Below are 17341 nucleotides of genomic sequence, written 5' to 3' on the forward strand. Positions count from 1 at the left end.
CAAGCCAGCGCGGGTCGCTGGCGTACCAGCTGATGGTGCCCGCGTCCGCTGCCTATTCGGGTGCGTAGCAGACCCAGCTTGTCGCGGGAACAGCGATTTGGACCCAGCTGTCACTGTTGGTCGAGATGTTGCCTGCGTTACCGCTGTAATCGTTGAGTGTCTGGTTCGTCCAGCTCGTGGGGACCCATTTGCTCCGCTGGCTGCTCGCACGGTTCAGGCCGACGAGGAGGTTCCCTTGGCGCTCGTAGACGTACAGGTCTTGATCGACGTGGCGGGTCTGAGTACCGCCGCTTGCGAGGTTGTTTCGTATCCAGAGGAGGTTCCGGATATCGTCGTCATCGACGCTGATACGGTTGCTGTACACGCGCGGATACCCCTCGTATGTCAAGAGATACGCGTACGCGAGTTTCTCGTATTCCGGCGGCCCGCTGTCGTGGTTTGAAACGAACGTAAACGCTTGGAACGGCGACTGATTAACCATGCCGGCGCCGTCGAGCGCCTGCATATCACCGCCGCTGTGGAACACCTCCTCTTTCATCGTGTAATAGAGCGGGTAGTCGGTGACAGACATCCCCGTGTCGGCGTACCCCTGACAGACGCTGACATCGCCGTCGAGCACCTCACCCACTGTCCAGAGATCGAGGTCGTCGGCCCACTGATTCGCGTAGTCGGCGAAAAACGACTCTGGGACGTGTTTGGCGGCGTCCCAGCGAATGCCGTCGACGCCGAGGTCCGCGTACTTCTGGACGTAGGTCTGTAACTCGCCGCGGACGTACTCGGACTCCTGTTTCAGGTCCTTCAGCCCGACGAGCCAGTCGTCCTCGACCGATTCTGGGTCGTCGTAGTTAATGTCGTCTTTCGGGTGGAAGTCGCGTTCGCTGAACCGAGGGAGGTCCTCGAACGTAATGCCCAGTGCGTCCCGGAAGTCGTCGTTTGCGGCCATGTGGTTGATGACTGCGTCGGCGACGACGTCGAGGCCCTGATTGTGGGCCTCCTGAACCATCGCCTCGTACTCGGCCTCTGTGCCGAACACGCTGTTGAAATCCGTCAGGTCGACGGGCTGATAGCCAAGCGGGGGGTCGGTGACGCCGTTTTGATGGCTTCGGTCGAGGCGGCTCCGTTGGGCCGGTGGGACCTGAACCGCGTCGTAGCCCTGTTGTGCGACTGTTTCCAGCGTCGCTGTGATCTCTGTCCAGTCTGTATGGTAGTACTGGTACACCGCGCTATCGCCGACGGCCGCGCTATTGCCGACTGAGGCGGCGGTGCCGAATACTGCGGCACCGAGCGCTCCGATCCCTTTCAGAACGGTTCGCCGAGACGCCTGCTTACTGCCGGTAATTCGGGTTCGGTTCATCTGCTCTCGGAAGTGTGTTCTATGTTATCTATCATGCCGTTCTACAAATAATGATGAGATTCTACATCATAATAAAGAGTTGGTGTGTATGGATTACTATATATCAGGTAGTGGGTATACCTGAACAGTAATATGGAGCTGATACGGGGTCTGAGACACTATTTCTACCGCGCTTCCGGCTCCCGGAAGACACACTTCTGTCTATCTATTTGATTTTTGATAGCTGTCTGCCTTTCTCACCAACCCCGAAGTAGTCCGTTCACACCACGTCTTCGCGCTCGACACCGTCGACAGCGAGAATCAGGTCGGGGCCGTACGCGCCGGCGGGCGTCTGAAACCCGGCGGGCGCGTCACCGCTCAGGACCCGCTCGGTGATTTCGACCGCCGTCGCCGCCGTGAGGTCGTAGGTGTGTGGCCCTCGCAGTCGGGACTCGACGCGGTCCCCGTCGTCAGTTCTGGCTTCGCCCCAGACGAAACTGGGCACACTTGCGCGCTCTTCATCGTCGGGTCCCTCGGTCGTCTGCTCGATGAACCACTTGAGCGTGGCTTTCACCGGCGGGAGGCCGAGTACGGGCGCGAACAGCCCCGCAACCCGCTGCTGTCGGGCCGCCGACGGCGGCATCGACATATACACCGTGACGTTCGGTATGCCGGTTGTGTGGTACGCCGTCGACACGTCGCCCCACGGGATCGAGACGGTGTTCATACCATCGTGTCCCCAGCCGAAGTCTATCTCGCGCGATTCGCTCCCGACGGTCACTCGCTCTATGCGGCCGTCGCGGCGCACCGCCCCGCCTGCGTCGATGTGTTCGACCATCGTCTTCGCGGTTCCCTTCGAGACGCCCATCTCCGCGTGAAACGCCAGCTCCAGCGTGTCGGCATCGGGCAGCCGGTCGGCGAGATGGGCGGCGAGGCAGTCCGTCGGGACCACGTCGAACCCGACGCCGGGGAGCAACATGACCCCGGCCTCCTGTGCCTCGCTGTCCCGTTCGTGGATGGCCTCGAACACGTCGAGTTCCCCGGTGATATCCAGATAGTGTGTCTCGGTTCGCAGGCAGGCATCGACCATCGGCTCCCACGTCCGGCTGAACGGGCCGGCACAGTGGATGACGGCTTCGGCATCATCGAGGAGCATATCGAGCACCTTCGGTTCGTCCAGCGCGACGACCTCGGACTCACAGCCCAGTTCGATGGCCTGTGTCGAGAGTTCGTCCTGATTCCGGCCGGCCAGCACGGGGTCCAGCCCCCGGTCGATGGCCGCCTGTGCGATGAGATTGCCGGTGTAGCCGTACGAGCCGTAGATGACGAGGTCGCCCATGGCGGCGCGTTCACACCCCGGCCCGATAACAGTTGACGCCGTACTGATTGGTCACGATGAACCCCAGATGGTACTGACGAACTGGGATTCGACGGAATCCTCGCCGGCACCGGCGGTTTGAAACGCCTGACTGCCGTACCGCTGTGTACCATGGACGAGGACAGCCGTATCGTCGCGCTGGAGGAAGTGCCCGATGACGGAACGTTCCTGTTTACTGTTCGCGACGGCTTCGACACGAAGGAAGCGATTATCGTTGAATTGTCCGACGCTGTCGTCGCGTTCGAGAACTACTGTCCACACTGGACAGATGTCCGACTGGACAAGGGCAGTGGAGCGACGGTCCGCAACGGGGAACTGGTATGTGAGAAACACGGGGCGACGTTCGAATCTGATTCGGGGCTGTGCAATTACGGCCCCTGTGAGGGGGCGGTTCTGGAGGAAGTCTCGATTACCACCGAAGACGGCGTCGTCTACCTGACCGACGAGCGCTACGAGTTCGAAAATCAGGGACCGTCAGGCGACCACGACCTCTCTTCACGCGGCCGGATTGGCTTCTCCGGGAACTGAACGGACAGAATCAGTGCGGCCGGGAATCGTATCTGTGTCAGCTGATTCGGTATGCCGGCTCGGAGACGGCTTCGCATTTACACTCCGGACACCGACTCGGTCGGTTCGTCAGGTCGTCGAAATCCGTGAAACCACACTCCTCGCACTCCGGCGGCGCAACGAGAAGTTCCTCGTCGGTCGATTCCAGAGATTTCGCGATGTGCTCTACGTGTGTGAGCGCGTCGCTGGTCTGTATTTCGAACGCGTTCGCGATTGTCCCGGCGGCCATCGCGTCGTCGCGTAGTTGGTCAGCGATGCGCTGGCGCGTCGTCCGACTTGCCTCGCGCATGGGAGGAGTTCGCATCCGACTGTTATAGGCTTTGTTCTGTTCTCGTGGCGCCGCAGTGGTGCTCTCTCATGCTGTTCCTGTCTCAGCCACGATACTTTATCACTGACGGCAATAAATAGCGACATCCGATGTTCGACAGACTCCTCGTTCCAACCGACGGCAGCCCCGGCTCCGAGCGCGCCTTTGAGGTCGCCGCGACGCTTGCTAGCACCCACGATGCAGTTGTCCATGTCCTCTCAGTCGTCGACGAACACGGACCCACGGATGACGACTGGGACTACGACGGTGACTCTCCGGCAGAGGCCTTCATCGAATCGCAGGCCGACCACGTCGACACCGATGGCCTGTCCGTCACCGCCGCAGTCCGTGAGGGTGTCGTCCACGACGCGGTGCTCGACTACGGCGACGAGAACGACATCGACCTCATCGTCATGGGAACCCACGGCCGCACTGGCGTCCGGCGGTTCCTCCTCGGCAGCGTTACGGAAAAGGTCGTCCGCCTCGCCGATGTGCCTGTGCTCTCGGTCAAAGCCGACGCCGAGCCGGGAACCGTCTCGTTCGACGATATTCTGCTCCCAACTGACGGCAGTAGCGGCGCAGAGGCAGCTATCGAGCCGACGGGCGCGCTCGCCAGCGCAACCGACGCAACGGTCCATCTCGTCTCGGTCGTCGACACGCGGTCGCTCGGTATCGATGTCGGCTCCACTGTTATCATCGATGAACTGGAGTCAGTCGCGACGGATGCCGTCGGGGATGCGTCCGACCGGCTGTCAGAGATGGGGGTTGAGACCGTCGAGACAGCCATCACCCATGGTGTCCCGTATCAAGCAATTCTCGACGCCATTGCAGATGCTGATGCTGACCTCGTTGTGATCGGGACCCACGGTCGCACAGGCATCGACCGCTACCTACTGGGCAGCGTCGCCGAAAAACTGGTCCGAACCTCGCCGGTGCCGGTGATGACTGTTCGAGCGTCGGATGCCGGTGACGAGAGCTAACATCGCTCCCAGCGGTCTATCATGGCGATATTACCAGCCGGCGAGACGCCACTCGAACGGTGCTCGACCGACCTATCCGAAGTTTTCGACTTTCGCGTCGTCGGTACTGACGCCGGCAGCTTCGAGCGCTTCCGTCGCGGCATCAAGGAAGTCCGCGAAGCCGTAAATGAACACCTGACCGCCGTCCTCGACGGCCTCAGCGACTGGGTCAGTCAGGGACACCTCGCCGTCAATAACTGAGACGAGCGCCCCGGCCTCGGCGAGCGCGTCCAGTCGGTCCTCGTGGACCGGTGCGTCGTCCTGATACACGACTGCGGCCTCGTTCCCGTCGTCAAGCGCCCGCTCGGCGATACCCACCGCTGGACCGACGCCGGGACCGCCAGCGAGAACGACAACACGACTCTCGCCTTCATAGTAATCCGAGCCGAACGGGCCGGCGATGCGGACACCGTCGCCCGCTTCGAGCGCGCCGAGCTGTGGGGCCAGCTCGCCGTCGGGGTCGATGCCGACGGTGATCTCGAACGACTCTTCCACCGTCGGCGAAGAGATCGTGTAGAACCGCGAGATGTCTTCCCCATCAACAGTCAAGGTCAGCTTGACGAACTGACCCGGCTGTGCGTCGAAGGCGTCCGGGGTCTCGAAGTCAATCGCCACGGTGTCCGGTCCGACATCTCGGACGGCAACCACGTCGAGGACTCGTTCATCCATACCTGAGCGTTACCGTGGCCGGGCAAGGGGGTTACGGTCGCGGAGTTTCATGGTAGGCGGTAGTAATTGCCGGTGTTTTCCCACATACGGGGGATTATGCCGGTATTCACTCGAAACTACACCGGTATTCACTCGAAACCGAGTAGTGCGCGCGCGGGCGGTTACGGAAGGCTTTTCCTACCACGCTGGCTACCCGAGGGATATAATGCCAGAGGACCTGAACTGGGCCATCGGCGGCGAAGCCGGCGATGGAATCGACTCCACCGGGAAGATTTTCGCGCAGGCACTCTCCCGGGCTGGTCGACACGTCTTCACCTCAAAGGACTTCGCCTCCCGCATCCGCGGCGGGTACACTGCCTACAAGGTACGGACGTCAGTCGACAGGGTTGAGAGTGTCGTCGACCGCCTCGACATCCTGATCGCACTCACCGAGCGCACGATCCACGAGAACGAGGACGAACTCCACGAGGATTCCGTCATCATCTACGACGGCGAGCGCTCGACGATGCAGGATGTGGAGGTACCCGGCGATGCGACGGCACTCGAAGTACCGCTGAAACGACTCGCCGAGGACGCGGGTGGGGCTATCATGCTCAACGTCGTCGCCCTCGGTGCGGCGTGTGAAGTCACCGGCTTCCCCATCGAGAACCTCGACGAAAGCCTCGAAAAGCGCTTCGGCGACAAGGGAGAGGCCATCGTCGAGAACAACAAGGAAGCCGCCCGGAAGGGACAGCACTACGTTCAAGAGGAGTACGGTGAGTTCGACTACGACATGGAGACGACCGACGAGGACTACGTGCTCCTCAACGGCGACGAGGCCATCGGCATGGGCGCTATCGCCGCCGGCTGTCGCTTCTACGCCGGCTATCCCATCACGCCGGCGACGGATGTGATGGAGTACATGACCGGCCGCGTCGACCAGTTCGGCGGCAAGGTCGTTCAGGCAGAGGACGAACTCTCCGCGATCAACATGGCGCTCGGCGCGGCTCGCGCCGGTGCCCGAGCCATGACCGCCACGTCCGGACCGGGTATCGACCTGATGACCGAGACGTTCGGGCTGGTCGCCACGAGCGAGACGCCGCTGGTCATCTGTGACGTGATGCGCTCCGGTCCCTCGACCGGGATGCCGACCAAACAGGAGCAGGGCGACCTCAACATGACGCTGTACGGCGGCCACGGCGAGATTCCGCGGTTCGTCGTCGCGCCGACGACCGTCTCGGAGTGCTTCTGGAAGACCGTCGAGGCGTTCAATCTCGCCGAGAAGTACCAGACACCGGTGTTCCTCGTCTCGGACCTCGCGATGGCCGTCACCGAACAGACCTTCTCCCCCGAGACCTTCGACATGGACGAAGTCGAGATCGACCGCGGGAAGGTCGTCGACGAGAACGACATCGACGCGTGGCTGGACGAGAAGGGCCGCTTCCAAGCCCACTTCGCGGCCGCCGACGGCGTCTCACCGCGCGCGTTCCCCGGGACGACCGACGGCGCACACATGACGACCGGCCTCGAACACGACGAACTCGGTCGCCGGACCGAGGATACGGACGTGCGCATCGAGCAGGTCGACAAGCGCCAGCGGAAAGTCGAGACCGCCCGCGAACAGGAGGACTTCGACTACCGCGAGTTCGGTGACCCCGACGCTGACACGCTGGTCATCTCGTGGGGCTCCAACGAAGGAGCCCTGCGCGAGAGCCTGACACTACTGGAGGAGGACGGCTACGACGTGCGATTCCTCTCGGTGCCGTATATCTTCCCGCGGCCGGACCTCTCAGCGGAAATCGAAGCCGCAGAGGACGTCATCGTCGTCGAGTGTAACGCCACGGGACAGTTCGCAGACGTCATCGAACACGACGTCCTCGAACGGGTCCAGCGCATCAACAAGTACAACGGCGTCCGGTTCAAGGCAGACGAACTGGCGACAGATATCAAGGAAACGCTTGACGCACCCGCGGAGGCAACACAATGAGTTCCGACGTTCGCTTCACAGACTTCAAATCCGACAAGCAACCGACCTGGTGTCCCGGCTGCGGTGACTTCGGGACGATGAACGGCATGATGAAGGCGCTGGCGGAGACGGGCAACGACCCCGACAACACCTTCATCGTCGCCGGTATCGGCTGTTCCGGTAAGATCGGGACGTACATGCACAGCTACGCGCTCCACGGCGTCCACGGCCGCGCCCTGCCGGTGGGCATCGGCGTGAAGATGGCCAACCCGGACCTCGAAGTGATGGTCTCGGGTGGCGACGGTGACGGCTACTCCATCGGTGCCGGCCACTTCATCCACGCCGTTCGCCGGAACGTCGACATGAGCTACGTCGTGATGGACAACCGCATCTACGGCCTCACCAAGGGGCAGGCCTCGCCGACCTCGCGCGAGGACTTCGAGACCTCGACCTCGCCCGACGGCCCGAACCAGCCGCCGGTCAACCCCAAGGCGCTCGCACTGGCCTCCGGTGCCACGTTCATCGCACAGTCGTTCTCCTCGAACGCACAGCGCCACGCCGAAATCGTCCAGAAGGCCGTCGAACACGACGGCTTCGGCTTCGTCAACGTCTATTCGCCGTGTGTGACGTTCAACGACGTCGACACCTACGACTACTTCCGCGACGCCATCGTGGACCTCGACGAGACCGACCACGACCCGTCGGACCGCGACCAAGCCAAGGACAAGATCCTCGAAAGCGACAAGGAGTACATGGGCGTCCTCTATCAGGACGAGGACTCCGTCCCCTTCGAGGAACGCGAAGGCGTCGAGGGCTCGATGGCCGAGATCCCTGACGGCGCACCCGAGGGCGCGATGGATCTCGTCCGCGAGTTCTACTAGTACCTTTTTCCGCCTCGGGTGCGCTTCGCGCACCGCTCGGCGCAAAAATCTACGCTAAAAAGGCCGGAATCGAGGCTGAACCTCGATTCCGGTGAAACGGCGGCCTTCGGCCGCCGTACGATGACCGCAGTGATTTCTCGTCTCGCCGATCACCCGAGAAGCGGCATCAGCCGGACCGTTTGGTACACAATAGAATCGGGTTCGGAACCATATGCGGGCATCCCTAACAGCAGGTATGAACATCTTCTGGCACCAGCGGGATCTCCGGATACCGGACAACCGTGGGCTGACTGCCGCCGCCGCGGACGACGAAGTGCTGCCGGTGTACGTTCTCGACACAGACCTCCTGTCAGCTATCGGCAAGCGCCAGCGGGCGTTCCTGCTCGCCGGTGTGCAAGCGCTGAAAGAGGCCTACCGGGATCACGGCGGGGACCTGCTCGTCAGGAACGGTACTGCCGTCGGTGTGCTTTCAGAGGTCGTCGACGAGTACGACGCCGACCGGGTGTACTACAACGAGCACTACCGGCCCGCACGGCGGAACCGACAGCGCCGCGTCGACGAGGCGCTCCCGACGAAATCGCTGACCGACCTCGTACTCGTCGACCCCGCTGGGCTCGATAGCCGGTACGAGAACCACAGTCGCTTCTACGACGACTGGCAGGCTCACCACAAGCGACCGCCTGTCGACCGGCCCGAAGCCGACTCGCTCGCCGACGCCTCGGACCCGACGACGGCTCCGAGTATCGAGACCGACATCGACCTGCCGACGCCCGGCTACGAGGGCGCACGGCAGCGGTACGATGACTTTCTCAGCGGTGGTATCGAAACGTACAGCGACACCCGCGACGATATGCAGGCCGCCGTCGAGCGGCCCACCAGCGCCGTCTCGCGTATGTCGCCGTACCTCGCCGCGGGGATGATCGGTATCCGTGAGATGTGGCGCGACGCGTCAGAGCGCCACACCGAAGCCACCGGGGACGCCCAGCGGAACATCCAGAAGTACCGGTACGAACTCTCTTGGCGCGAACAGAGCTACCACCTGCTGTACTACAACCCCACGCTGCTGTCGGAGAACTACACGTCGTTCCCGAACCCAATCGAATGGGAAAACGACGAAGGCAACCTTGAAGCTTGGACGCGCGGCGAAACCGGCTATCCGCTCGTCGACGCCGGGATGCGCCAGCTCGAACAGGAGGGGTACATCCACAACCGGCCGCGCCAGAACGTCGCTTCCTTTCTCACGAAGCATCTCCTCGTCGACTGGCGCGAGGGGGCGCGCCATTTCCGCCGGAAGCTCGTCGACCACGACCCCGCAAACAACGCCGCCAGCTGGCAGTGGACGGCTTCGACCGGCACCGACTCCGTAGACGTGCGTATCTTCGACCCGGTCGCACAGATGAGCAAGTACGACAGCGGCGCGGACTACGTCACCGAGTACGTGCCGGAGCTTCGCGACGTTCCGGCGAACAAAATCGTCGACTGGCCGACGCTGTCGGACAGCGAACGTGAGGAACTGGCCCCGGACTACTGCCATCCAATCGTCGACCGGAACGCCGCCTACGAGCGGGCCCAGCGCGTGTTCGAGACAGCGCTCGGGAAGCGTTGAGGCGGTTGGGTCCGGGCGACGCTACGCCCTGTACTGCACGAAGAGGTAAGTCGCCACTGCAACGGAACCAGTGACGCCGGTGAGCCAGATATCCGTACTCAGGTACAGTCCCGGCGTCGGCGGGTGGTACTGCGTCAGCGGCCACAGCACTTCGTAGGACCGTCCAGCAGCCTTCAGCAGGAGCGCATCGGCAAACAGGTGACTGGCCGCCCCGAGCGACAGCAGGCCGAACACGCGCCGCCGGTCGGCGCGGTTCACGACGACCGTTCCCACAAGGACAGCGACGAGTGCGCCGCCGAGCGTGTGGACGCCGAGCCAGTCGAACGGGATGTCCAGCGCCGCCTCGACGGCCGCGGCGTCGACGAGAAGCTTGATTTTCGCCATATCCGGGATGAATGCGCCAGCCATCCCCACGGTGACGTACTCCCCAGAGAGCCAGTCGTACCGCAGTGACAGGAGGGTACAGATGGTGAACGCGATGAATGCATGTGAGAGCAGGTCCGGCATCAGGCACGTACCTCCTGTACCCTTGTGAGAAGCGCCTGTATCGGCCTGAGTGGCTCGTCACGGCGACACAGCGCTCCAGTCTGCCAGTTCACCCGCCAGCCACGGACCAATCGCCCGAGAGTCCACAGGCCAGCGAGGGCGGACACGAGGTACATCGCAGCGTAGTTCATTGCTGGCACGCTCACGCTGTTCTCTGCCGTGATAGTCCGGTCCGGGCCGAGCGTCCCGTACACCTGCAGCGAGTCGCCTTCGGTGACGGCAGTCTCGACATTCTGGACCGTAATCGCGAGCGTCCCGCTGTGGCGCTCGCCGTTGGCAGCGTACTCGTATTCGACAGCGATTTCGACGGGGTCGGTCCCAACGACCGTGCCGGTCACCTGTATGGACTCGCCGACATATCTCTCGTGGTCCTCTGCCATCGCGTCTCCGCCGGGGTAGTCACCCAGCGCGGGGTCAGGCGTGGCCGTCCCGAACCCGACCATGAGTGCGAACAGTAAACCCAGTAGTCCACAGATAGCGACGACCCTGCCCACCCACGAATGAAGCATTCAAATTCCGGTGCGGGCGGCGGGATATAAACACTGGCGCTTGGATCGAGTCGCTGTCGTTCGTACGCCTACTCGGGCTTGCCGGGCAGGACATCTGGGTCGCCGGAGCGGTAGATGTACTCAACAGCGACACCGGTCAGCGGCGAGTCGGCGGCGGTCGCGTACGACTTCGCGAGGTCGAGGTACTGTTCGGTCACATCGACGACGCGCCGGTAGGCGGCTTCGTCGTCCGGCGCGAGCAAGTACTCAGCGGTGACGGGCGTCAACTGCCCCTCCTCGCGGTCATCGGCGTAGTCGTCAACGTCATCAAGCCACACCTGTGCGCCGATGATGGCGAGGACGATGGATTTCGCGAACTCGTCGTCGATATCGAGGCCAGCGAGTCGGTAGAGGTCCAGCATACCGTCGTAGAGGACGCCCACGCGGGCGTACTGGGTCTTGCTGTAGGGGAGTTCCTTCTCCGTCTCGGTGAGGGTCGCCGGCTCCTCGTCGTATTCGGCGAATTTGTACTCCTCGCGGATAGCAGTCAGCGCATCGGCGTCACCGTCCTCGGCCGCGGTCATCAGCTCTCGGAAGTGGTCGTCACGGTCCTGATGTGCCTCGCTGTAGTCGACAGCCCACTGATAGGCGTTCTCGACCACGGGTGGCATGTCCTCCAGCAGTTCGTTGAGGTGGGACTGGAGCGCGGACTGGGCGACCTCGGCGACGCGACGGCGGTCGGCTTCAGTTGCGTCAAAGTCAACCTCGAAATCCTCGAACTCGTCGTCGTTGATGGCGTCGCGCATGTCGCCGTCGATGAGCGCCTCGATTGAGAGGCGGGTCATCTGCTCGGCTCGGACGACCATCTCGCGGGGTGCAAGGTCCTGCGCAGGCCCCTGTTCCAGCGCCGTCTCATCAACAGTCGGAACGCCGTCGGCGATAGCATCGATGACAGGGTCGCCGGGTGCCTGCTGACGGGCGTTACGGTAGACGTAGCCAAGCGTCAGCTGTGCTGGCAGGATGAGCTTGGTGTCATAGGAGAACTCGACCGGACAGCCGAACTCGTCTTCCAGCGCGTCCTCGATACGGTCGGTCACGTCCTCGACCATCGCCTCGGTGCGGTCGTCGATCTCGGATTTCAGTGAGAGGCTACCGGCGTCGAATACGCCGGTGTCCGCGTAGTATCCCAGCACCGCCCGTAGTGCCGTGGGAAGCCGCCGCCTGTCCGCGAGCACGCCCGCGCCTGTCTTGAGAACCATTGTATGTCGCCCCGGGTGTTCCCGTCATGGTAGTGGGGTCGTCTTTACCCTTTCGAGAGCGCCCTCGGTGTATTCGGAAAGACTGATTACCGACAGGGAACACCCACAACCATGCGCGAGCGCTTTGACGTGGTGATAGCCGGAGCCGGGCCTGCAGGGGCGCAGTGTGCCCGTGATCTAGCGGAGCGAAACTACGAGGTGCTCGTTCTCGAAACCGAGTCAGAAGACGGGTTCCCGCGTCAGAGCAACAAGTCCACCGCCGGGACGTTCATGTCGGCGATGACGGGCTTTGCGATTCCCGATGACGTGGTGATGAACTACACGGACAACGTCGTTCTGGAGTCACCCAACGACCACTACGTCCGCAACCAGACCGGGGCCGTTCTGGAGTTCGCAGAGTTCAAGCAGTGGCTCGTCTCGGAGGGGCGGGACAAGGGCGCGACCTACCGCTTTGACTCCCGCGTCTCGGCCCCCATCATGGAGAACGGGGAGATAGTCGGCGTCCGCTACGACGGCGACAAAGAGGTGTACGCGGACATCGTCATCGACGCCACCGGTCCCGCCGCGCCGCTGGCGAAGAAACTCGACGTGTGTAACCTCAAGCGGAATCATCAGGCTATCGGCGTCGAGTACGAGTTCGAGGGCGTTGAAGTCGACCACGACGACTACGCCGACCTCCGGGACGCAATGATGCTCCGTCTGGATCACGACCTCGCCCCGGGTGGCTACTCTTGGATTTTCCACACCGGCGAAGACACGGCGAAGGTCGGTCTCTGTTACATCCAGAACGGCTCCCACGATAAGTACGCGAAAGACGGGATGGGCATCGACGACTATCTGGAGTACTGGCTCGACTCGGACCCCAGATTCGACGACGCCGAAAAGATCGAAGGCACGCAGGCCCACCGCGGCTCGGCCCACATCCAGCCACCCGATTCGATGAGCACAGACAACTTCATGGCTATCGGCGACACCGTCCCGACCGTCGACCCGCTGTGGGGCGAGGGCATCCACAAAGGGATGAAGTCAGCCCGTGCCGCCGCCGCAACAGCCGATTCAGCGCTCAAGCCTGACGAGCCCGACACCTCGGCGGAGAACCTCTCTGTCTACGACCAGCTCTGGCACAGCGAGGTGGCCCCGAAACACAACGCCCGTCTGATGATGACGGAACTGCTGTATCTCGCCCCCAACGAGCGGTACGATCGACTGATGGATGACCTCCGGAGTACCGGACAGGACACCCTCAGGCAGATCAACGGCGGCGACCGTCGGGCGATTGCGAAGCTAACCCATCTCTCCGACTTGCCGATTCTCGTGAACTACGCGCGCCGCCGGCTCGACATCTGAACACGAATACACGACGAAGTGCGGCAGGTTTTTTTCCGCCGGCCCGGACGTTTTGATGATGGGAATCCCCGTTGGTGTGGTCGGTGACGACGGCCTAGCAGACGTGCTTCAAGACGCCGGGGTGGCTGTTGAACGGGGCAGCGACCGCGCCGTTCCGAAGACTGACCGGGTAATCGCTGTCGGTGAAGACGCCGTCGCCGCTGTGGCGCGGGCTGACAGTGACCCGCTCGTGTTGCCGGTCGCGGCTGGCCGCGGCGTCCGGTCAGTACCGAGAGACGACGTTGCCGCCGCTGTGTCGGGATTTGCTGACGCCCGGATTGAGACACATCCAGTTCTCCGTGTGACGCTGCCTGACGGCACCGTCGAAGAAGCGTTCTGGGACGTAACTCTCGTCACTGCCGACGCTGCCCGCATCTCCGAGTTCACTATCGCGTCGACGGCCGACCGAATCGGCCAGTTCCGAGCCGACGGCGTCGTAATCGCAACGGCCGCTGGCTCACCGGGCTACGCCCACCGCGTCGGCGGTCCGATTCTGGCACCCTCCGATCAGGCCGTGGTGGCACCAATCGCGCCGTTTGCAACTGACCCGGACCACTGGGTGTTGCCGGTCGCCGGGCTCAATGCCTCGGTCGAGCGCGATGAGGCGACTGTCGAATTGTTGGTCGATGACCGTGTATCGCGGCCCGTCAGCTATCAAGATGGTATCACGATCTCGCTCGGGTCCGCTGTTCGGATCGCCGTCGTCGACGAGAGCCAGTCCAGATTCGAGTGAGATTGGAAAGACACTAATGGACGGTGGACAGAGATTTGCATATGCAGCCATCCGTAACGTTCTTTGGGCCACTGGATACCATTCTGGGGAGCCCCACAGTCGGCGGTGCGCTCCTCATCGAATACATCATCTTCGGAGTGGTGGTTGCCAACTTCCTGACCCGGCAGCTCGCCCACAGAAGTCACGTCAAACAGTACAAAAGCGATGGCGCGGATGCGGTTAGCCGCCACCCGGCACACACGTTCACCAATATCGCACTGGTCGTGCTGTCGTTTTTCTACATGACGCTCCATCACCACGGTGGGATGGTTCTGTCCGTGCTCGTGCTCGGCGCAGTCATCACTGACTTCTTCGAGTTCGAGTCTCGAAAGGTCGAAGCACGCCGCGACATTCCGCTGGAGCGGCCGAAGGGAGCCATCGTCGCCGCCCTCGTGGTGTTCATGTACGCTGGCTACCAGAGCTTGTTCTGGGTCATCAAGGGCCCTTGGAGCGCCATCGTCTGAATACCGTTTCTCGTTCTACCGACTTCGAGTACCTGCCACTTGCCAGCTGCGCCTATCGATTGCCTTCCGTGCACAGCTGACAACCTCCCCATCTTCCCGGAATACCACATTTGCGCAGTTCTAGAACAATATACTTCTTATACGCTCAATCCTATTCGGCTTCGCCGACGGATTGGCCTATAAACCGCCGGAATGGTTTAATACTGACAACTCATTAGTGTCGGTGTAGACGAAAATGTCACACAGGTCCCTCACTACGGCGCTGACACTGTATCGCGGGGAAACATTCACACTCGAAGAAGCGGCGACGTACAGCGGAGTATCACCGACAAAGTTCGCGACGGCGCTTCGCTCGCGCGGGATTCAGATACGTGATGAGGACGGCACGCCAATCGATCAGACTGCGAACTGAGAGTTGCGGCAGTCTCAGTAATAACGGCCCAGCTACCGCGAACTATTACGCTGACCGCTCGTTGAGGTACGTCTGAAGTTCACTGATCAGCGGGAGCACGACCCAGAAGGTCAGTGCACCCAATACCGCGAACCAGAAGAACGCATCGCCCATGAACAGGGCAATCTGGTCGAACGTGGTCGGTTCCTCGATAGTAAGTTCGCCAGTGAGCTGTGCGCCCTCGAAGCTCGGCGTGTTATACCAGCCCTTGATGGTCATCCAACCCAGTCCGCCGACCATGAGGCACGCGAACCCCTTCATGAACTCGTCAGCCATTATCCGAACGTTAGGTAGCGTCGTCTTTAGACTTTCCCATTTCCTCGGTACGGAACCGTGTCGAGAACGCATAGACGACTGTGCCAGCGAGGATGCACGCGATCCCAGCGATGCCGACCGGAACGTCAATCTCTGAGGCAGGTGCCGACGCCCGCTGTGTCGCCACGTCGACGAGGATGAATCCGGCGACGACGCTGGCGACAGCAAACAGCGTTGAAAACACCGTCACAGCCTTGTACACGCGCAGCGGCACCACAACGTCCCGCCGCTCCGAACCGTCTTCAGTCCCCGCTGGCTGGTCCTCTGTCATCGTCATTACTAGGGACGGGAGCCACTTTACTGCGGCGAGACAAGGTCACAACGCTTGCGATAGCAACAGGCAGTGAATATGAGAACCAACAGAGAAACCGACTGATCGGGTTACTTCGGCGGCCGTAGTCGGTAGTACCGACGGTTGAGATCGAACATGTATCCCTCGCGCATCGTCTTGAGCACCGCATAGGTGATCGTCGCGCTGATGATGGGGACGAGGAACGTCAGGTCGAACAGCAGGTGCGAGTCCATCGGGACGAGGTTCTTGATAGACAGCGCGGCGACGGTCAGGCTGAAGATGACGCCGGACATCCCGACCGCAGCCCAGAAGGGCTGCTCAACGGGACGGCGGGCCGACCCCTTGTTCAGGAAGGGGACGATGGCGACGAAACCGACGACCACGACGTTTGCCAACACACCGTAGGTTCGATCAGCCATGAGCTTCGAACCGCCAAGGATACTCAGCTCGGGGTTCAGCGGGCCGAGCTTGAGCAGGCCAAAGGACCAGTAGAGATACCAGTCCGGTAGGATAATCGCTGGTGTCACGCTGGAGTTGGCCGGGTTCGGCATCTCTGGTGGCAGTGTCGCCGAGACGAACAGGATCATGCCCACGAAGAAGGACGTCAGCGCGATGTTGCGCATCATTTCGTGGGGCCAAGCCGGGAACGCGAGCACGTCACGCTCGACGTAGTCCGACTGCTGGCGAAGGTCTTGATCCTCGCGGCGCGCCCGCTCGAAGTACTCGTAAGTCAGCCGGGAGAGACCTTGGGTCCGCTCCTTGCGTTCGGACCATGCGGGGGTCTCGTCGTCCGGCGAGACGATGCCGGTACCGGAACCGTCCGTGCGAACGTCGTCTGTGTCGTTGTCGCTCATAGTATTAGTGTGGCTCAGCGATCCCCTGCATCCAGACGATGCCGATGTGGACCGCGATGATGGCAGTCGTGATGAACGGCAGGAAGAACACGTGCAGGATGTACATCCGTTGTAGCGTGGCCTGCGAGAGCGTGAACCCGCCGAACATTAGCTGTGCAACCCACTCACCGATGAGCGGGATGGAGAGAGACATCTCGACGCCGATCTGGCCGGCCCAGAACGACAGCTGGCTCCACGGCAGCAGGTAGCCGGTGTATCCGAACACCAGCGTCAGCGAGATCAGGACGATGCCGATGAGCCAGTTCAGCTCGCGCGGTTCCTTGTAGGCCCCGGTGAAGTACACGCGGAGCATGTGGAGGAACACGGCGGCGACCATGATCTGCGCGGCCCAGCGGTGGACTGAGCGCAGGAAGTAGCCGAGGTTGAGCTGACCCATGATGAGCATCACTGAGTCGTAGGCGACCGTCGGCGACCCGTCGGCAGCGGCGGCGGCCGGCGCGTAGTAGAAGCCCAGTAGCGCACCGGATATCGCGGCGACGACGTATGCGACTGTCGAGAATGACCCGAGTGCGTACAGTGGGTACCAGTACCAGAACTTGTTGTCGAGGTTGTACTGTTCCGTGTGGCTCTTCGGCATCTGCATGTTGACCTTGTAGTAGAGATCTTCGAGGATCTCCAGATAGTCAACGACGCGCAGCCGCCTGTCGAGCCAGATGAGCACGGTCAGGTACACCGATTCTATCGGCGTCAGCTCGCGCGATTCCATCCAGCCTTTGTGATCGTGTTCGTCTTTGCGTTCGAGACTCATT

The 17341-nt window shown here is 62.1% G+C and carries 20 protein-coding genes; 9 read left to right on the forward strand and 11 right to left on the reverse strand.

The window, feature by feature from the left end:
• Positions 1 to 52: 52 nt before the first annotated feature.
• Together Har1129_RS02935 and Har1129_RS02940 are read right to left on the reverse strand one after the other, a co-directional pair.
• Positions 53 to 1354 carry an alpha-amylase domain-containing protein gene (locus tag Har1129_RS02935; RefSeq protein ID WP_151099299.1) on the reverse strand — a complete coding sequence of 434 codons (1302 nt, stop codon included), beginning with the start codon at positions 1352 to 1354 and terminating at the stop codon, positions 53 to 55.
• Between the two features lie 259 nt (positions 1355 to 1613).
• Positions 1614 to 2672, reverse strand: coding sequence for a trans-acting enoyl reductase family protein (locus Har1129_RS02940; protein ID WP_151099300.1), 1059 nt, complete (start codon positions 2670 to 2672; stop codon positions 1614 to 1616).
• Positions 2673 to 2822: 150 nt separating this feature from the next.
• Between Har1129_RS02940 and Har1129_RS02945 the strand changes: the two genes are divergently transcribed.
• The gene (locus tag Har1129_RS02945; RefSeq protein ID WP_151099301.1) at positions 2823 to 3239 is read left to right on the forward strand and encodes a Rieske 2Fe-2S domain-containing protein; all 417 of its coding nucleotides are present in this window, start codon (positions 2823 to 2825) and stop codon (positions 3237 to 3239) included.
• A 37-nt stretch (positions 3240 to 3276) separates the two neighbouring features.
• On the opposite strand, the gene Har1129_RS02950 is transcribed toward Har1129_RS02945, so the two are convergent.
• Positions 3277 to 3567, reverse strand: coding sequence for a transcriptional regulator (locus Har1129_RS02950; RefSeq protein ID WP_151099302.1), 291 nt, complete (start codon positions 3565 to 3567; stop codon positions 3277 to 3279).
• A 128-nt stretch (positions 3568 to 3695) separates the two neighbouring features.
• Here Har1129_RS02950 and Har1129_RS02955 point away from each other — a divergent pair, with 128 nt between their 5' ends.
• Positions 3696 to 4565 carry a universal stress protein gene (locus tag Har1129_RS02955; RefSeq protein WP_151099303.1) on the forward strand — a complete coding sequence of 290 codons (870 nt, stop codon included), beginning with the start codon at positions 3696 to 3698 and terminating at the stop codon, positions 4563 to 4565.
• 72 nt (positions 4566 to 4637) lie between these two features.
• On the opposite strand, the gene Har1129_RS02960 is transcribed toward Har1129_RS02955, so the two are convergent.
• Positions 4638 to 5273, reverse strand: coding sequence for an FAD-dependent oxidoreductase (locus Har1129_RS02960; RefSeq protein WP_151099304.1), 636 nt, complete (start codon positions 5271 to 5273; stop codon positions 4638 to 4640).
• Positions 5274 to 5478: 205 nt separating this feature from the next.
• On the opposite strand from Har1129_RS02960, the gene Har1129_RS02965 reads away from it, so the two are divergent.
• The 3 genes from Har1129_RS02965 to Har1129_RS02975 all read left to right on the forward strand — a co-directional run bounded on the left by Har1129_RS02965 (position 5479) and on the right by Har1129_RS02975 (position 9705).
• Entirely contained in the window at positions 5479 to 7239 is a 1761-nt protein-coding gene (locus Har1129_RS02965; protein ID WP_151099305.1) for a 2-oxoacid:acceptor oxidoreductase subunit alpha, read from the forward strand.
• Positions 7236 to 8099, forward strand: a complete 864-nt coding sequence (locus Har1129_RS02970; protein ID WP_151099306.1) for a 2-oxoacid:ferredoxin oxidoreductase subunit beta — start codon at positions 7236 to 7238, stop codon at positions 8097 to 8099. The genes Har1129_RS02965 and Har1129_RS02970 overlap by 4 nt, the downstream gene beginning before the upstream one ends.
• A gap of 235 nt (positions 8100 to 8334) precedes the next feature.
• Positions 8335 to 9705, forward strand: a complete 1371-nt coding sequence (locus Har1129_RS02975) for a deoxyribodipyrimidine photo-lyase (RefSeq protein ID WP_151099307.1) — start codon at positions 8335 to 8337, stop codon at positions 9703 to 9705.
• 21 nt (positions 9706 to 9726) lie between these two features.
• On the opposite strand, the gene Har1129_RS02980 is transcribed toward Har1129_RS02975, so the two are convergent.
• From Har1129_RS02980 to Har1129_RS02990, 3 genes are all read right to left on the reverse strand, one after another.
• Positions 9727 to 10212, reverse strand: coding sequence for a metal-dependent hydrolase (locus Har1129_RS02980; protein WP_151099308.1), 486 nt, complete (start codon positions 10210 to 10212; stop codon positions 9727 to 9729).
• Positions 10212 to 10760, reverse strand: a complete 549-nt coding sequence (locus Har1129_RS02985; RefSeq protein WP_151099309.1) for a hypothetical protein — start codon at positions 10758 to 10760, stop codon at positions 10212 to 10214. Before Har1129_RS02985 ends, Har1129_RS02980 begins: the two co-directional genes overlap by 1 nt.
• A 68-nt stretch (positions 10761 to 10828) precedes the next feature.
• The gene (locus tag Har1129_RS02990; protein WP_151099310.1) at positions 10829 to 11998 is read right to left on the reverse strand and encodes a hypothetical protein; all 1170 of its coding nucleotides are present in this window, start codon (positions 11996 to 11998) and stop codon (positions 10829 to 10831) included.
• Between the two features lie 111 nt (positions 11999 to 12109).
• On the opposite strand from Har1129_RS02990, the gene Har1129_RS02995 reads away from it, so the two are divergent.
• The 4 genes from Har1129_RS02995 (at position 12110) to Har1129_RS03010 (ending at position 15032) form a co-directional block, all read left to right on the forward strand.
• On the forward strand, positions 12110 to 13345 hold the full coding sequence (locus Har1129_RS02995) for a digeranylgeranylglycerophospholipid reductase (protein ID WP_151099311.1): 1236 nt from the start codon (positions 12110 to 12112) through the stop codon (positions 13343 to 13345).
• Between the two features lie 58 nt (positions 13346 to 13403).
• Positions 13404 to 14117, forward strand: a complete 714-nt coding sequence (locus Har1129_RS03000) for an NAD(+)/NADH kinase (RefSeq protein WP_151099312.1) — start codon at positions 13404 to 13406, stop codon at positions 14115 to 14117.
• 41 nt (positions 14118 to 14158) lie between these two features.
• Complete coding sequence (locus Har1129_RS03005) at positions 14159 to 14620, forward strand: hypothetical protein (protein ID WP_151099313.1); 462 nt, start codon at positions 14159 to 14161, stop codon at positions 14618 to 14620.
• Between the two features lie 235 nt (positions 14621 to 14855).
• Positions 14856 to 15032, forward strand: a complete 177-nt coding sequence (locus Har1129_RS03010; RefSeq protein ID WP_151099314.1) for a UPF0175 family protein — start codon at positions 14856 to 14858, stop codon at positions 15030 to 15032.
• A 45-nt stretch (positions 15033 to 15077) separates the two neighbouring features.
• Here the strand turns inward: Har1129_RS03010 and Har1129_RS03015 are convergent, their stop codons facing one another.
• From Har1129_RS03015 to Har1129_RS03030, 4 genes are all read right to left on the reverse strand, one after another.
• A complete protein-coding gene (locus Har1129_RS03015; protein WP_151099315.1) occupies positions 15078 to 15347 on the reverse strand; it encodes a hypothetical protein in 270 nt (89 codons plus the stop codon).
• Positions 15348 to 15357: 10 nt separating this feature from the next.
• Positions 15358 to 15657, reverse strand: coding sequence for a hypothetical protein (locus Har1129_RS03020; RefSeq protein WP_151099316.1), 300 nt, complete (start codon positions 15655 to 15657; stop codon positions 15358 to 15360).
• Between the two features lie 110 nt (positions 15658 to 15767).
• On the reverse strand, positions 15768 to 16532 hold the full coding sequence (locus Har1129_RS03025; RefSeq protein ID WP_151099317.1) for a cytochrome bc complex cytochrome b subunit: 765 nt from the start codon (positions 16530 to 16532) through the stop codon (positions 15768 to 15770).
• A gap of 4 nt (positions 16533 to 16536) precedes the next feature.
• Positions 16537 to 17340 carry a cytochrome bc complex cytochrome b subunit gene (locus Har1129_RS03030; RefSeq protein WP_151099318.1) on the reverse strand — a complete coding sequence of 268 codons (804 nt, stop codon included), beginning with the start codon at positions 17338 to 17340 and terminating at the stop codon, positions 16537 to 16539.
• Position 17341: the final 1 nt, after the last annotated feature.

It is taken from the genome of Haloarcula sp. CBA1129 (genome assembly GCF_008729015.1).
GTDB lineage: Archaea > Halobacteriota > Halobacteria > Halobacteriales > Haloarculaceae > Haloarcula.

Excerpts from the sequence above, each read along its gene's own strand:
- Har1129_RS02935 (WP_151099299.1), bottom strand. The coding sequence starts at position 1,354 with ATGAACCGAACCCGAATTACCGGCAGTAAGCAGGCGTCTCGGCGAACC.
- Har1129_RS02940 (WP_151099300.1), bottom strand. The coding sequence starts at position 2,672 with ATGGGCGACCTCGTCATCTACGGCTCGTACGGCTACACCGGCAATCTC.
- Har1129_RS02945 (WP_151099301.1), top strand. The coding sequence starts at position 2,823 with ATGGACGAGGACAGCCGTATCGTCGCGCTGGAGGAAGTGCCCGATGAC.
- Har1129_RS02950 (WP_151099302.1), bottom strand. The coding sequence starts at position 3,567 with ATGCGCGAGGCAAGTCGGACGACGCGCCAGCGCATCGCTGACCAACTA.
- Har1129_RS02955 (WP_151099303.1), top strand. The coding sequence starts at position 3,696 with ATGTTCGACAGACTCCTCGTTCCAACCGACGGCAGCCCCGGCTCCGAG.
- Har1129_RS02960 (WP_151099304.1), bottom strand. The coding sequence starts at position 5,273 with ATGGATGAACGAGTCCTCGACGTGGTTGCCGTCCGAGATGTCGGACCG.
- Har1129_RS02965 (WP_151099305.1), top strand. The coding sequence starts at position 5,479 with ATGCCAGAGGACCTGAACTGGGCCATCGGCGGCGAAGCCGGCGATGGA.
- Har1129_RS02970 (WP_151099306.1), top strand. The coding sequence starts at position 7,236 with ATGAGTTCCGACGTTCGCTTCACAGACTTCAAATCCGACAAGCAACCG.
- Har1129_RS02975 (WP_151099307.1), top strand. The coding sequence starts at position 8,335 with ATGAACATCTTCTGGCACCAGCGGGATCTCCGGATACCGGACAACCGT.
- Har1129_RS02980 (WP_151099308.1), bottom strand. The coding sequence starts at position 10,212 with ATGCCGGACCTGCTCTCACATGCATTCATCGCGTTCACCATCTGTACC.
- Har1129_RS02985 (WP_151099309.1), bottom strand. The coding sequence starts at position 10,760 with ATGCTTCATTCGTGGGTGGGCAGGGTCGTCGCTATCTGTGGACTACTG.
- Har1129_RS02990 (WP_151099310.1), bottom strand. The coding sequence starts at position 11,998 with ATGGTTCTCAAGACAGGCGCGGGCGTGCTCGCGGACAGGCGGCGGCTT.
- Har1129_RS02995 (WP_151099311.1), top strand. The coding sequence starts at position 12,110 with ATGCGCGAGCGCTTTGACGTGGTGATAGCCGGAGCCGGGCCTGCAGGG.
- Har1129_RS03000 (WP_151099312.1), top strand. The coding sequence starts at position 13,404 with ATGGGAATCCCCGTTGGTGTGGTCGGTGACGACGGCCTAGCAGACGTG.
- Har1129_RS03005 (WP_151099313.1), top strand. The coding sequence starts at position 14,159 with ATGCAGCCATCCGTAACGTTCTTTGGGCCACTGGATACCATTCTGGGG.
- Har1129_RS03010 (WP_151099314.1), top strand. The coding sequence starts at position 14,856 with ATGTCACACAGGTCCCTCACTACGGCGCTGACACTGTATCGCGGGGAA.
- Har1129_RS03015 (WP_151099315.1), bottom strand. The coding sequence starts at position 15,347 with ATGGCTGACGAGTTCATGAAGGGGTTCGCGTGCCTCATGGTCGGCGGA.
- Har1129_RS03020 (WP_151099316.1), bottom strand. The coding sequence starts at position 15,657 with ATGACAGAGGACCAGCCAGCGGGGACTGAAGACGGTTCGGAGCGGCGG.
- Har1129_RS03025 (WP_151099317.1), bottom strand. The coding sequence starts at position 16,532 with ATGAGCGACAACGACACAGACGACGTTCGCACGGACGGTTCCGGTACC.
- Har1129_RS03030 (WP_151099318.1), bottom strand. The coding sequence starts at position 17,340 with ATGAGTCTCGAACGCAAAGACGAACACGATCACAAAGGCTGGATGGAA.